Genomic DNA, 13,232 nt, shown 5'->3' on the forward strand with positions numbered 1-13,232 from the left:
CCCGGCGGCCCCGGCACCGGCCGCCGCCGCGGCCCCGAGGAAGCCCCGGCGGACCAGCCCGCCGGCTGTGCGGTCCTGTTCTCCGTCCACCGGACCATCGTGGGCCGCGCCGCGGACGCGGGCGAGCCGGTGCGGTCCGACGGAGTATCCGGCGCGTGGTCCGGCGGAGTGTCCGGCCGCGTGGTCCGGCGGAGTATCCGGCGCGTGGTCCGGCGGAGTGTCCGGCCGCGTGGTCCGGCGCCTCCGAGGTGCGGTGTGGGGGCGCGGGGAGCAGCCTGGGACATATGACGGAATCCCAGGCGCCGCGCATTCACCGGCCTCCGATCGTGGTGCTCGGCGTGCAGCAGAACGGCCCCCCGTACCGTCTGGTCGAGATCGCCGGTGAGCTGGCGGGCAAGGCGCACTCGGTCCTGGACGTCATCGAGATCGCCCGGGAGGTGGGTCTGGACGATGTCGATCTGGACGATCCGGATGTGGTCCGGTGGGTGGGCGGCGACAAGTTCACCTGGACGTCGTTCTGGCCCCCGCATCGGTCGCACCACGAGCACCGCGGCTAAGCGGCCCGCGGGCGGCTCGGAAGACATGGATTCACTGTCAACCCGACGTTGACGCCCCATGGGGTGTCAACCTATGGTTGACGCATGACGAAACCAGTCGGACTCAGTCATCCCGTACGCCTCGACGATCTGATCGAGGCCATCAAGAAGGTCCACACCGACGCTCTCGAGCAGCTCACCGACGCGGTGATCGCCGCCGAGCACCTCGATGAGGTGGCCGACCACCTCATCGGCCACTTCGTGGACCAGGCCCGCCGCTCCGGCGCCTCCTGGACCGACATCGGCAAGAGCATGGGGGTGACGCGGCAGGCGGCCCAGAAGCGCTTCGTCCCCAAGGGCTCCGCCGCCCAGGACCTCGACCCCAGCCAGGGCTTCGACCGCTACACGCCGCGCGCCCGGAGCGTCGTGGTCGCCTCCCAGAACGAGGCCCGCGCCGCCTCCAACGCCGAGATCCGCCCCGAGCACCTCGTCCTCGGCCTCCTGGCCGATCCCGAGGGGCTGGCCGCCAAGGCGATCGTCGCCCAGGGCGTCCTCCTGGACACCGTCCGCCAGGCGGCCACCGCCGCCCTCCCGCCCGCAGCCGACTCCATGCCCGCACTGGTCCCCTTCGACGCCGACGCCCGTAAGGTCCTGGAGCTCACCTTCCGCGAGGCGCTGCGGCTGGGCCACAACTACATCGGCACCGAGCACATCCTCCTGGCCCTCCTCGAACACGAGGACGGCGCGGGCCTGTTGACCGGCCTCGGCATCGACAAGGCCACCGCCGTGGACACCCTCACCAAGGCACTGGCCCGGATCGCCGAGGCCGTCAAGGACGAGATGGAGGGGTGATCGAGCGCCCCTCGGCGGCCCAACGGCGGGGGTGCGGCGGCCGGAACAGCGAAGCTGTGCCGGTCAGGCCGAGGACCCGCCCGACCGCGCGACTCGGGGAGCGGACGATGACCGTCTTGCCGTGTGCGAGCGCCTCGCGGCGAAGCCTCAGCAGTGCGTTGAGCCCCGAGCAGTCCCAGAACCTCACCGCTCTCAGATCCACGTCGACGCCCTCGGCGGCGGCGTGGAGGGCCGTGCGCAGGGTGGCGGCCACGGCAGGGGCGGTCTCGTAGTCCACTTCCCCCCGGATCACGACAACCTTCCGGGGGCCCTCCTGGTAGCTGTCGGTGAGGAGGGCGGGCGGGAGTGCGGGCGTGGATGTGGTCGCGGACGCGAGGCGCGACGGCGTCGGCGTCGAACCGACCGGTGTCCCGGGTGTCGCGTCGTGCATGGGCCGGTACGGCGAACGATGCCCGGGCTCGGGCGTGGAGATGTCTCGGGCGTGCATCTGTCTCTGCTCTCCCCTCAAGTCGCCGCACCGGTATCACACGACTTGCTTTACGCGAAGCATAATTCATGTTTCTGGATGCGCCATCATCGCTTCGGCAATATCATGAGCGCATGGGAGGAGTGCCTGAACCGCACAGCGGATGGACGTTCCTGACCAACCACGCCCGTGTGCTGGCCACGATCGCCGACGACCCGAACGTGCGGATCCGGGACATCGCCGCGCGCTGCCGGCTGACGGAGCGCGCCGTCCAAAAGATCATCGCCGAACTGGAACAGGACGGGTATCTGTCCCACACCCGTGAGGGGCGCACGAACACGTACCGCATCGAGCCCGGCAAGGTCCTGCGCCACCCGGCCGAGGCCGGCCTCCCCGTGGCCTCGCTGCTCTCCCTGCTCGTCGAGGACGAGGCCCGGCGCAGGCACCCCGACGGGCCGATCGGCGGCGGGAGCGCGAACACGAACGCGAGCCCGGGCCCGAACCCGAACTCGACAGCGCACTGACGCTCCTGCCCTCGACTACGCTGAAACGACCCTTGACGTCAGAGGTAGGAGTCACGGTGCGCATCGGCGAACTCGCCACCCGGACCGGCGTCAGTGTGCGAGCGCTGCGCTACTACGAGGAGCAGCACCTGCTCACCTCGGAGCGCAGCCCCAGCGGCCAGCGCCACTACCCGGACACCGCGGTCGCCCACGTCCTGGCGATCCAGTGCTTCTACGCCGCGGGCCTGTCCAGCAAGACCATCCGCGAACTCCTCCCCTGCATGCACACCGGCGTCGCCACCCCCGCCATGCACGCCCGCCTGACCTCCGAACGCGACCGTATGAACGCCCAGATCGCCGACCTGGCCAAGGCCCGCGACCACCTGGAGGCCCTCATGGCCGCGGGCGAGGGCATGGTCGACGGCGAGACCCGGTGCGCCCCGCAAAGCGCTTGATCCACCGCGACGGTGGGGGACCAGGCACGGCAGGCAGATGGCCGGTCAGCGACGGGCGCCGCTCCCCCCGTGATAGCCGAGTTCGAGGTAGCGGGCGCGGGTGCTCCAGAGGCCGAGGTCGGGCGCGTTGGCCCGGACGTCGTGCCAGCGCGAGCCGCCGGAGGCCGCCTTACCGGAAGGGTCCCCTGAGCCATGCGTGGGGCGCCCGGTCCAGAGCCGCACCCCCGACCGCGCCTCGGACTCGCGGACCGGCTCCCACAAGCCCACCGAGAACATCCCGGCGAGCTGGTGCATGGCGATGAAACTGGCTATGCCCCCTTCGGGATCCGTGGAGTCCGGGCGCTCGGTGAGGGCGTGCCACAGGAAGTACGGGTTCGGCAGCCGCACATCCGGCTGGAAGCGGTAGACGAGCCGCACCAGCCTGATCGAGCCGATGCGCGGCAGCTTGATCCGGCTGAGCGGGACGACCTCGCGCTTCCCGCCGGTCCAGGTCAGCGTCTTGTTGCGGCCCATGTAGCCGGGCTCGCTGTAGACCGTGACGTGAAGGCGTTCCCTGCGATCGGGCCGCCGGTTGTGCAACATGCCCGCGCCGACGGCGGCACCGCCCACGGAGGCCAGGCCCGCCAGGAGAATTCTGGTCTTGCGCTTCATCGGGACGCCACACCTCACTTCTGACGGGACGACCGCCCTCATCATGCGCCACGCCAAGAGGGACCTCCATGGTTCCCCGCATCCCGCATCCCGCAACCCGGCCCAACTCGGCCACGTCTCTCCCTGGTGAGATGGTCACGAGGACCGCAAGAACGAATGCAAGGGCGGGGAACATGACTGTTCTGGTGCTGCTGGGCGCCTTGGCGCTTGCCATCGGCGGATGCGCGTGTGTGGTGTGGGCGGAGCGCGGCGGGCCCCGCTGGGCCCGCGTCGTGGCTTACGTGACGCTTGCCGTGGGGGAGCTGTTGCGGCGCTCCCGGAAGAACCGGAGCCGAAGCCTGACCCGGACCAGCGGTGATGGTTGACCAGGGTTCCCGGCCCGGCGGGGAAGCCCAGTGGGGTGCCGCGACAGCAGAGGAGCCCGGCACGTTGCCGGGCTCCTTCGTGCTATGCGTTCGCCGCCCTCCGCGTCCGGGACCGACCGAACTGCGGTCGTTCAGGATGAAGTCGGGCTGTTCGGCGAGTTCGGTTTGGCGACGGTTCGCGGGGTGATGGCGACACCGTTGGGCGCGTCGCCGACGGGGATGGTGGTGGTGACGGCGTTGGTCTTGGTGTCGATCACCGACACGGTGTTGTCCAACTGGTTCGCGACATAGGCCCGGTCGCCCTTCGGAGTGAAGGCCACTCCCCGGGGCCAGGTGCCGACGGGGATGGTGGTGGTGACGGCGTTGGTCTTGGTGTCGATCACCGACACGGTGTTGTCCAACTGGTTCGCGACATAGGCCCGGTCGCCCTTCGGAGTGAAGGCCACTCCCCGGGGCCAGGTGCCGACGGGGATGGTGGCGGTGACGGCGTTGGTCCTGGTGTCGATCACCGACACGGTGCCGCTGTTGAGGTTGGTGACGTAGGCGCGCTGACCGTTCGGCGTGATGCCCACGCCGTTGGGAAGGTCGCCGGCGGGGATGGTGGTAACGACGGCGTTCGTCTTGGTGCTGATCACCGACACGTTGTCGGTGCTGGAGTTGGTGACGTAGATGCGCTGACCGTTCGGGGTGATGGCCAGGTGGCCGGGCCCCCTGCCGCCGGAGGGGACGGTGGTGGTGACGGTGTTGGTCTTGGTGTCGATCACCGACAAGGTGTCGTCGAGGTCGTTGGTGACATAGGCGCGGTCGCCCTACGGGGTGACGGCCACGGCGGTAGGCCCGTCGCCGACGGCGAGGGTGGTGGTGACGGCGTTGGTCTTGGTGTCGATCACCGACAAGGTGTCGTCGAGGTCGTTGGTGACATAGGCGCGGTCGCCCTCCGGGGTGACGGCCACGTCGAAAGGCCCGTCGCCGACGGCGATGGTGGTGGTGACGGCGTTGGTCTTGGTGTCGCTCACCGACACACTGTCGGCGGCGAAGTGGGTGACGTAGGCGCGGTCGCCCGTCGGGGCGACGGCCACGCCGGTAGGCCCGTCGCCGACGGGGATGGTGGTGGTGACGGTGTTGGTCTTGGTGTCGATCACCGACACACTGTCGGCGGCGAAGTTGGTGACGTAGGCGCGGTCGCCCTTCGGGGCGACGGCCACGCCGGTAGGCCCGTCGCCGACGGGGATGGTGGTGGTGACGGTGTTGGTCTTGGTGTCGATCACCGACACCCTGTCGGCGGCGAAGTTGGTGACGTAGGCGCGGTCGCCCTTCGGGGCGTCGGCGACGCCGGTAGGCCCGTCGCCGACGGGGATGGGGGTGGTGACGGTGTTGGTCTTGGTGTCGATCACCGACACACTGTCGCCGCGGTTGTCGGCGACGTAGGCGCGGCCACCTTTCGGGGTGATGGCCACGCCGATGGGATAGTCGCCGACGGGGATGGTGGTGGTGACGGCGTTGGTTTTGGTGTCGATCACCGACACCGTGTCGTCGTCGATGTTGGTGACGTAGGCGTGGGCAGGGTCGTCATACGCGGCGGCGGGCGATGCCACGGCGAGTGGGGCCGTCAGGCCCACGAGCACCGCCAATCCCGCCCAGGCCCGCACGACCTTCCCCCGCGAGCGCCCACCGCCGTCACATCGCCCGGTGATGCCCCGTTCCGGCGTTCCCTGTACCGCGATATCTGACACGAAGACCTCCTGAAGTGCACATGAGCCGGACTGACGATGGCCGCGTCCACGCTATGTGCCGGTATCTCCCTGTACATTCCGAGATCACATACCTAGGGCTGTATGGGCGATCCGAATCCCATCTCCGACCACCCGTCCACAGCATCGGGCGCGGGACAGCGACACACCGCACGGCCTGGCCCTGACCAGGTGATGAAGACCCCCTCAACGTCGGCGTGACGCCGGGTTCTCGGGGGCCTCAGGGGCCGGCTTCTTGCAGCCCCCCGCTACGCCACCGCGCTCCTCCGCGGCATCGCCACCTTCCGTGGCCTACCCGACGATGGGCTGTCGGCTTCCGTGAAGATCACAGCGCCTGACGAGGTGGTGCAGCACCTCAAGGCGTTCGGAGAGTTACACCAACATGCCGTGTACGGGGCCGAGGCGCGGGCGTTGATCCTCAAGGCCATCGAGGCAATCGAGGCCCTGCACTGACTCCGGGCGCGGCATCGGGGAGATTGCGAGGATTACGAGAAAGAGGCCGCTGTCCCGTTCTCACGGGTCAGCGGCCTCTTCGAAAAGGGTGAGTAACGGGACTCGAACCCGCGACATCCTGGACCACAACCAGGTGCTCTACCAACTGAGCTATACCCACCATGACCGGCGCTTTCCGCACCGGCCGAGAAAAAGTGTACAGGGTCCGAAGGGGTGCTCGCTCCCGGCTTTCGGGGTGTCGGGAGTGAGCACCGGGTCGGGCCGGCCCGGGTCAGGTCTGCCGGGCGGGCAGGACGTGCTTGGCCGCGATGGTCTTCGCCGTGTCCGAGTCCGGGCCGGGCGCGGGGACGAAGATCGCTTCACGGTAGTAGCGCAGCTCGGCGATGGACTCGTGGATGTCCGCGAGCGCGCGGTGGTTGCCGTTCTTCTTGGGGCTGTTGAAGTAGGCCCGCGGATACCAGCGGCGGGCCAGCTCCTTGATCGAGGAGACGTCGACGATCCGGTAGTGGAGGTAGCTCTCGAGCGTCGGCATGTCCCGGAGGAGGAAGCCCCGGTCGGTGCCGACCGAGTTTCCGCACAGCGGGGCCTTGCCGGCCTCGGGGACGTGCTCGCGGATGTAGGCCAGGACCTGGTCCTGGGCATCCTCGAGCGTGGTCCCGCCCTCGAGCTCGGCGAGCAGGCCGGAGGTGGTGTGCATGTCGCGCACCACCTCGGGCATGGTGACCAGCGCTTCCGCGGGGGGCCGGACAACGATGTCCACCCCCTCGCCCTGGATGTTCAGCTCGGAGTCCGTGACCAGCGCGGCCACCTCGATAAGCGCGTCGTTCGCCAGCGAGAGCCCGGTCATCTCGCAGTCGATCCACACCATGCGATCGTTCATACGTCTCACCCTACGGGGCGTTCCCGCTGGCCGGGCAGGGACGGACGGCCCGGAGCGCGGCCCGCTGCCTGTTCGGGCAGGCGTGGGGCGTAGGCGTCCGACTCCGGTTTGCCAGGGTCCGGATGCGGAGTGTGATGGTGGTGCGGAGGATGCCCCGAGTGACCGGTGGGACCGCCGGGCGCGCCCTGCCGTCGCAGCGGCAGGGAGTGGTCGCCCGAGCGGGACTCGATCACCTCGGCGCGGTCGGGCCGGTCGGCCCGCTCCAGCCGCTCCAGGCGGTCGGGTCGGTCGGGCCGGTCCGTACGTTCCGCCGGCCCGCCCTGGGGCCTGCGGGCGCGGTACGCGGCCCGGTAGGCGGCCGGGGAGGACCCGAGCTGCCGCCGGAAGTGCCCGCGCAGCGCGACCGGTGAACGGAAGCCGCAGCGGCCGGCGACCTCGTCGACCGAATAGTCGGAGGTCTCCAGAAGCCGCTGCGCCTGGAGCACCCGCTGGGTGATCAGCCACTGGAGTGGAGCGCTCCCAGTGAGCGAGCGGAACCTGCGGTCGAAGGTTCTGCGGCTCATATAGGCGCGCGCCGCCAGGGCCTCGACGTCGAACTGCTCATGCAGATGCTCGAGCGCCCACGCCACCACCTCGGCGAGCGGATCCGCCCCGATCTCCTCTGGTAACGACCTGTCCAGATAGCGCTCCTGCCCTCCGCTGCGGCGTGGCGGGACGACCAGGCGCCGGGCGAGGGCGCCGGCGGCGTCCGCGCCGTGGTCGGTGCGCACGATGTGCAGGCACAGATCGATCCCGGCGGCGGTGCCCGCCGAGGTCAGTACGTCACCGTCGTCGACGAAGAGCTCGCGGGGGTCCACATGGACCGACGGATAGCGCTTGGCGAGCGTTGGTGCGTACATCCAGTGGGTGGTCGCCGGGCGGCCGTCCAGCAGCCCGGCGGCGGCCAGTACGAAGGCCCCGGTGCACAGGCCCACGATCCGCGCGCCCTCCTCGTGCGCGCGGCGCAGCGCGTCGAGCGCGGCGGCCGGTGGCGGCTGGGTTATCGACCGCCAGGCCGGTACGACGACGGTGCCGGCCCGGGAGAGTGCCTCCAGGCCGTATGGTGCGGTCAGTTCCAGTCCGCCAGTCGTTCGCAGTGGCACATCTTCGCCCGCGCACACCAGCAATCGGTACCGAGGGACTCCGGCGTCCTGCCGGTCGATACCGAAGACGGAGAGCGGGATGGAGCTTTCGAAGATGGGGCCGCCGCTGAACAGCAGCACCGCGACGATTTCTCGTCGCCGGCGTCCGGAGAGCTTGCGCGAGGTCTCCGGTACGGTCGTGGAGTCCTGGCTCATGGCACTAAGCCCCCCTCGGTGGTCGCGTCCTCTCGGTCCTGCACGTTTCCCCTCGGTCCTGAACGGTTCCCCCGCCGGTCATGGCCAAGATCGAATCTACTGTGTCGCGTGTGGTCGCCGTGACCAGTTCACCACCCGCCACTATGTCGACATGGGAACTTGGCGCGAAGCATTCGATCACGAAGCGTTGCACTCGTAGCCCTCGCTGTGAAGTACGCCTTGTGCGGACACCCACTTCCCGTAGGGGGTAAGTGTGCCCCGGACCCCTTTCCACGCTGGCCGGACGGGTGTTGAGCACGGTGTTTGCCAAGGGAAGAAGTGTGGCCCGAAGTTGGCTTAAAACAAGCGGGCGCATGCGTACGGATGCGTCATACGACCGGCGTACGGCCCGCTCATACACCCCGAGGGCTTGAGCGACGCTCCAGCGGCGCTCCATCAGCGCTGAGTGTACGGAGCGCTACGGACCGCGTCCCCGGCCCGGTCCCCTCGCGCGTCCTCAGACGCGGCGGCCGCCCCGGTGCGCGCCGATCCCCGTACGGCCGTGGCGGCCCCGGTGCGGACTGGCGCCGTCCGCGTCCAGCCGGGCCGCGGTGCGCTCGGAATGGCGCAGCAGGGCGCGGCTGGCGGCCGTCACGGCGGCGAGCCCCGCACCGGCCCCCAGGGCGGCGCCGACGGGTAATCCGCACATGAGCAGGACGACGGGGACCACGGCGCAGCCGAAGGCCGCCCAGCGGATCACCTCGCTCACCGCATCGCTAGCGGTGGCCTGGACCGGGGCTCGAGCGGGGCTTGGGATATGGGGCCGTCCGGGTGTCCCGGCCGTGTCGCCGGGGATGCCGCCGGGGGCGTCGTACTCGCGGGCGACGGACACGGGCAAGGCTCCTCTCGAGCGGCCGGCGAGATATCGGCAGGGCGCTCCGCGCGGGGGTGGGGAGGGGCGGCGGGCCGGGGATCCGGGCAGGTGAGCGGGTCGGGCCGGGGCCGCCGCACCGGCTGCCGCTACTACAACGCCCGGCCCGCCCCCAGGTCACTGCCGGGCGGTCGCGCGGCCTGCCGCGGCGGTCCGGCCGGGCCGGGCACCGGGCCTGGGCCCGGGCTTGGTGGGGACCACTTGGGGCATTGCGTTACAGGCCGCCCTCCGGCATGCTCCGGGGAACGCTTCGGGCGGCTCCGCTCCCGTGGCTACCTCTGGGCAGGTGGTGAATGCCGCCGTACCCTTGGGGGTAAGGGCTTGGAAAGATGAATCCCGGACGGATTTCGACCCCTCGAGATCGTCCCCGAGCTCCAGCGGAGCTCAAGTCCCCCGACAACCCCCAACCTGAGCCCCCGCCGATCCCTCCGCACGAGGACATCCTTCGCCGAGATACCGATGGCCGGTCACGAAATCCCCGAACCCGCGGACCGCAAGCGGGTCGCCGATCACATGGCGACCCCCGAAGCGGCGGAAGAAACACGTCATTCCTGCGATCCAGCGTTCCAGCACGGTGTTGTGGTGGGATTCGACGGCTCCACGTCGAGCGAACGCGCCCTCGCCTACGCGATCGGCATGGCCCGGCGCTCAGGCTCGGGGCTGATCATCGTCCACGTGGCCAACCGGCTGCCGACGACGGTGTGGGCGGGCTGTGAGCCGCCGGTCTTCGTCGATGTCCCCGATCACCGCACCGAGGTGCTGGGGCTCGAGCTGGCCTGCGCCGATCATCTCTCCGAGGTGCCCTGGATCCTCGTCGAGCGCGGCGGGGACATCTGCCATGAGCTGGAGGAGGTCGGCCGGGAGTACGCGGCCGACGCCATTGTGGTGGGCTCCACGCACGGGCTGGTGGGGCGGATCTTCGGCTCGGTCGCGGGGCGGCTCGCACGGCGGGCGCAGCGGCCCGTCATCGTCATCCCCTGAGCATCCCCTGAGCATCCCCTGAGCGTCGGCTGGGCATCGCCTGCCGTCGGCCGGGCGTCCCTTGGCGTCGGCCGGGCGTCCCTCGACGTCCGCTGGGGCATCCCCTGAGCATCCGCTGGGTGTTGCCTGGGCGCCCGCTGGGTGTCCGCTGAGCATCTCCTGAGTGTCATCGGGTGCCTCTAGGTGCCTCCTGGCGCCTCAGAGCGCTCCAGGCGCTCCACGCGCTCCAACATGGCCCCGAGCGCGCCCAAGTGCCCCTGAGCGGCTTCTCCGGGCCTTCCCGGCCCCGCCAAGTCCCCGTGCCCTCGCCCGCCGTGCCCCGGCGCGTGCCTGTCAAGCGCGATTGTTCAGCCCAAAACCTCTGCCGTCGGCATGACTTGGCCCGGACGCCTGGAACCGGACACCCCCAACTCCCCTTGACCGCAGGCGAGATGGCGTCAAGTCCATCTTGACAACGGACAAACCTACCCGTGCGTAGAGGTGGATTGTGCGTTTGTGAGGGGTACAAACCGTTCGGTCGTGCCGATGCGCGGGAAGTGACGGTTCCCGCGCGCCGGCCAGCCGCCGGCGTAATAGGGCGACGCCGGCGAAGGGGAGGCGGCCCCCGCGTGCGTGGTGGCACACGCGGGGGACCGCCAAGGGGTCCGCGGTGGGATTCGCCGAGGTCGCGCGGGGGTTCGGGGCTATTCGACCGTCACCGACTTGGCGAGGTTGCGGGGCTTGTCGATGTCCCGGCCGAGCGCCAGCGCCGTGTGGTAGGCGAGCAGTTGGAGCGGGATGCCCATGAGGATCGGGTCGAGTTCCACCTCGTTGCGGGGTACCACGATCGTGTGGTCCGCCTTCTCCTGCTCGCGGTGGGCGACGGCCAGGATCCGGCCGCTGCGGGCCTTGATCTCCTCCAGCGTCGCGCGGTTCTTCTCCAGCAGGTCGTCGTCGGGCAGCACCGCCACCGTCGGCACCTCGGGCTCGATCAGCGCGAGCGGCCCGTGCTTGAGCTCGGAGGCCGGGTACGCCTCGGCGTGGACGTAGGAGACCTCCTTCAGCTTCAGGGACGCCTCGCGCGCCACCGGGTAGCCGCGGACCCGCCCGACGAAGATCATGCTCTTTGCGTTCGCATATTCCGCGGCGAGCTTTTTGATCTCTTCCTCGCCGCTCAGCACCTCGGCGATCTGCTCGGGCAGCTTGCGCAGCCCGGCGATGATCCGCTTGCCGTCGGCGACCGAGAGATCGCGGATCCGGCCCAGGTGGAGGGCGAGCAGCGCGAAGGCGACGGCGGTGTTGGTGAAGCACTTGGTGGAGACGACGCACACCTCCGGGCCCGCGTGGACGTACACTCCGCCGTCCGTCTCCCGGGCGATGGCGCTGCCCACGACGTTGACGACGCCCAGCACCCGCGCGCCCTTGCGCTTGAGCTCCTGGACGGCCGCCAGGGTGTCGTAGGTCTCGCCGGACTGGCTGACCGCGATGTAGAGGGTGTCCGGGTCCACGACCGGGTTGCGGTAGCGGAACTCGCTCGCGGGCTCCGCGTCCGCCGGGATCCGGGCCAGCTCCTCGATGAGCTGGGCCCCGATCAGGCCCGTGTGGTACGCCGAACCACAGCCGAGGATCTTGACCCGGCGCACCCCGCGCGCCTCGCGGGCGTCCAGGTTGAGCCCGCCCAGCCGGACGGTGGAGAAGCGGTCGTCGATCCGGCCGCGCAGCACCCGGTCCACGGCGTCGACCTGCTCGTGGATCTCCTTGTGCATATAGGTGTCGTGGCCGCCCATGTCGTACGACTCGGCCTCCCACTCCACGGTGGTGGGGGAGGGGGCGGTGCGGCTGCCCTCGGTGGTGTAGGTGCGGTAGTCGTCGGCCTTGAGGGTGGCCATCTCGCCGTCGTCCAGGGTGACCACCTGGCGGGTGTGGCTGACCAGCGCGGCGACGTCGGAGGCGACGAACATCTCCTTCTCGCCGATGCCCAGCACCACCGGCGAGCCGTTGCGGGCGACGACGATGCGGTCCGGGAAGTCGGCGTGCAGTACGGCGATGCCGTAGGTGCCCTCGACCATCGAGAGCGCCTGGCGGACCTTCTCCTCCAGGGTGGGCGCCTGGGAGCGGCCGATGAGATGGGCGAGCGCCTCGGAGTCGGTGTCGGAGGCCAGCTCCACGCCGTCGGCGGCCAGCTTGGCGCGCAGATCGGCGGCGTTGTCGATGATGCCGTTGTGGACGACGGCGACCTTGCCGTCCGCGTCCAGATGCGGATGCGCGTTGGTGTCATTGGGCGCGCCATGAGTGGCCCAGCGAGTGTGGGCGATCCCGGTGGTGCCCGCGAACCGCTTGGGAAGCCTGGCCTCCAGCTCGCGGACCCGGCCCTTGGCCTTGGCCGTCTTCAGCCCGGCGCTCTGGGCGCCCTTGGCGGGCTTGCCCTGGATCGCGATGCCCGCGGAGTCGTAGCCGCGGTACTCCAGGCGCTGAAGCCCCTCCAGCAGTAGCGGTGCCACATCGCGCTTGCCGATGTATCCGACGATTCCGCACATGGTGTTCAGGCCCTCCCATTGATCGCTTGTGCATGTTCGTGCTCGGGTCCGGCGGTGGCGGCCGCCATCGTGGACCGGTGCCGTGGACCGGCGTCGTGGGCCGGTGCCGTGGACCGGCGTCGTCAGCCGTAGACGATGCGGCGCAACTGGCGCAGCGAGAGTTCGGGCGGGGCCACCGCGCGGTACGGCAGCTCGGCCGTGATCCGCTCGAAGATGTCCGCGTTGGTCAGCCCGCCGGACTGAAGCTCGCGGTGGCGGCGCCGGACGAACTCCTCCGTCGTCTCGTCGAAGTACGCCAGTACGTCCAGCACCACCCGGCCCGCCTCGCCGCGGCTGAGCGGCGTACTGCGGACCAGGTGGTCGATCAGGTCATCGTGGGACATTCGGCGGTCGAGCATCCGTTGATACTGCGATGCGGCGAAGTGTTTCGCAACATTCCTGCCCGATATCGGGCAGGGGTGGGCCTCAGTGGCGGGAAAGCTGGGTCTCAGTCGTTGAAAGACCGTGTCTCAGGTGCCCGAAAGCGGCGGAGCACGGCCTGTTTGGCGGTGTTGACTGCTTCCCTCCCTGAAGGGA

General features: G+C 70.0%; 16 protein-coding genes, 1 tRNA gene and 1 pseudogene. 7 read left to right on the plus strand and 11 right to left on the minus strand.

The annotated features are described in order from the left end of the window. Positions 1–284 precede the first annotated feature (284 nt). Both KN815_RS07615 and KN815_RS07620 read left to right on the plus strand, forming a co-directional pair. Positions 285–557, plus strand: a complete 273-nt coding sequence (locus KN815_RS07615; protein WP_216340981.1) for a hypothetical protein — start codon at positions 285–287, stop codon at positions 555–557. Between the two features lie 84 nt (positions 558–641). After that, a complete protein-coding gene (locus tag KN815_RS07620; protein ID WP_216340982.1) occupies positions 642–1,388 on the plus strand; it encodes a Clp protease N-terminal domain-containing protein in 747 nt (248 codons plus the stop codon). Here the strand turns inward: KN815_RS07620 and KN815_RS07625 are convergent. Further along, positions 1,366–1,875, minus strand: coding sequence for an STAS domain-containing protein (locus KN815_RS07625; protein ID WP_253208817.1), 510 nt, complete (start codon positions 1,873–1,875; stop codon positions 1,366–1,368). The genes KN815_RS07620 and KN815_RS07625 overlap by 23 nt on opposite strands. A gap of 113 nt (positions 1,876–1,988) precedes the next feature. Between KN815_RS07625 and KN815_RS07630 the strand changes: the two genes are divergently transcribed. Continuing rightward, on the plus strand, positions 1,989–2,378 hold the full coding sequence (locus tag KN815_RS07630; RefSeq protein ID WP_216340983.1) for a helix-turn-helix transcriptional regulator: 390 nt from the start codon (positions 1,989–1,991) through the stop codon (positions 2,376–2,378). A 56-nt stretch (positions 2,379–2,434) separates the two neighbouring features. After that, positions 2,435–2,812 (plus strand): MerR family transcriptional regulator, encoded by a 378-nt coding sequence (locus tag KN815_RS07635; RefSeq protein WP_216340991.1) that lies wholly within the window; start codon positions 2,435–2,437, stop codon positions 2,810–2,812. Positions 2,813–2,857: 45 nt separating this feature from the next. On the opposite strand, the gene KN815_RS07640 is transcribed toward KN815_RS07635, so the two are convergent. Further along, complete coding sequence (locus KN815_RS07640; protein WP_216340984.1) at positions 2,858–3,463, minus strand: M15 family metallopeptidase domain-containing protein; 606 nt, start codon at positions 3,461–3,463, stop codon at positions 2,858–2,860. Positions 3,464–3,636: 173 nt separating this feature from the next. On the opposite strand from KN815_RS07640, the gene KN815_RS07645 reads away from it, so the two are divergent. Then, positions 3,637–3,828 (plus strand): hypothetical protein, encoded by a 192-nt coding sequence (locus KN815_RS07645; protein ID WP_216340985.1) that lies wholly within the window; start codon positions 3,637–3,639, stop codon positions 3,826–3,828. A 131-nt stretch (positions 3,829–3,959) separates the two neighbouring features. Here the strand turns inward: KN815_RS07645 and KN815_RS51490 are convergent, their stop codons facing one another. The 3 genes and pseudogenes from KN815_RS51490 to KN815_RS07655 all read right to left on the minus strand — a co-directional run bounded on the left by KN815_RS51490 (position 3,960) and on the right by KN815_RS07655 (position 5,561). Further along, on the minus strand, positions 3,960–4,400 hold the full coding sequence (locus KN815_RS51490; protein WP_308403642.1) for a YncE family protein: 441 nt from the start codon (positions 4,398–4,400) through the stop codon (positions 3,960–3,962). Between the two features lie 3 nt (positions 4,401–4,403). Then, positions 4,404–4,625, minus strand: a pseudogene (locus KN815_RS51495) (YncE family protein); the annotation flags it as partial. Positions 4,626–4,637: 12 nt separating this feature from the next. Beyond that, positions 4,638–5,561 (minus strand): YVTN family beta-propeller repeat protein, encoded by a 924-nt coding sequence (locus KN815_RS07655; protein ID WP_216340987.1) that lies wholly within the window; start codon positions 5,559–5,561, stop codon positions 4,638–4,640. 336 nt (positions 5,562–5,897) lie between these two features. Here KN815_RS07655 and KN815_RS07660 point away from each other — a divergent pair, with 336 nt between their 5' ends. Then, positions 5,898–6,032, plus strand: a complete 135-nt coding sequence (locus KN815_RS07660) for a hypothetical protein (RefSeq protein ID WP_308403640.1) — start codon at positions 5,898–5,900, stop codon at positions 6,030–6,032. Positions 6,033–6,119: 87 nt separating this feature from the next. Here KN815_RS07660 and KN815_RS07665 read toward each other — a convergent pair. The 4 genes from KN815_RS07665 to KN815_RS07680 all read right to left on the minus strand — a co-directional run bounded on the left by KN815_RS07665 (position 6,120) and on the right by KN815_RS07680 (position 9,120). Then, positions 6,120–6,192: transfer RNA gene (locus tag KN815_RS07665), tRNA-His, on the minus strand. Between the two features lie 111 nt (positions 6,193–6,303). Further along, complete coding sequence (gene orn, locus KN815_RS07670) at positions 6,304–6,912, minus strand: oligoribonuclease (protein WP_078641577.1); 609 nt, start codon at positions 6,910–6,912, stop codon at positions 6,304–6,306. A 5-nt stretch (positions 6,913–6,917) separates the two neighbouring features. Continuing rightward, positions 6,918–8,249: a helix-turn-helix domain-containing protein gene (locus KN815_RS07675; protein WP_216340988.1), complete on the minus strand. Its 1,332-nt coding sequence runs from the start codon at positions 8,247–8,249 to the stop codon at positions 6,918–6,920. A 496-nt stretch (positions 8,250–8,745) separates the two neighbouring features. Then, entirely contained in the window at positions 8,746–9,120 is a 375-nt protein-coding gene (locus KN815_RS07680) for a hypothetical protein (RefSeq protein ID WP_308403641.1), read from the minus strand. Positions 9,121–9,618: 498 nt separating this feature from the next. On the opposite strand from KN815_RS07680, the gene KN815_RS07685 reads away from it, so the two are divergent. Then, positions 9,619–10,140 (plus strand): universal stress protein, encoded by a 522-nt coding sequence (locus tag KN815_RS07685; protein WP_093462001.1) that lies wholly within the window; start codon positions 9,619–9,621, stop codon positions 10,138–10,140. Positions 10,141–10,823: 683 nt separating this feature from the next. Here KN815_RS07685 and glmS read toward each other — a convergent pair. Both glmS and KN815_RS07695 read right to left on the minus strand, forming a co-directional pair. Then, positions 10,824–12,656 (minus strand): glutamine--fructose-6-phosphate transaminase (isomerizing), encoded by a 1,833-nt coding sequence (gene glmS / locus KN815_RS07690; protein ID WP_216340989.1) that lies wholly within the window; start codon positions 12,654–12,656, stop codon positions 10,824–10,826. A 122-nt stretch (positions 12,657–12,778) separates the two neighbouring features. After that, the gene (locus KN815_RS07695; protein WP_037953108.1) at positions 12,779–13,054 is read right to left on the minus strand and encodes a hypothetical protein; all 276 of its coding nucleotides are present in this window, start codon (positions 13,052–13,054) and stop codon (positions 12,779–12,781) included. Positions 13,055–13,232 lie beyond the last annotated feature (178 nt).

The sequence above is a fragment of the Streptomyces niphimycinicus genome, assembly GCF_018883605.1.
Lineage (GTDB): Bacteria > Actinomycetota > Actinomycetes > Streptomycetales > Streptomycetaceae > Streptomyces > Streptomyces niphimycinicus.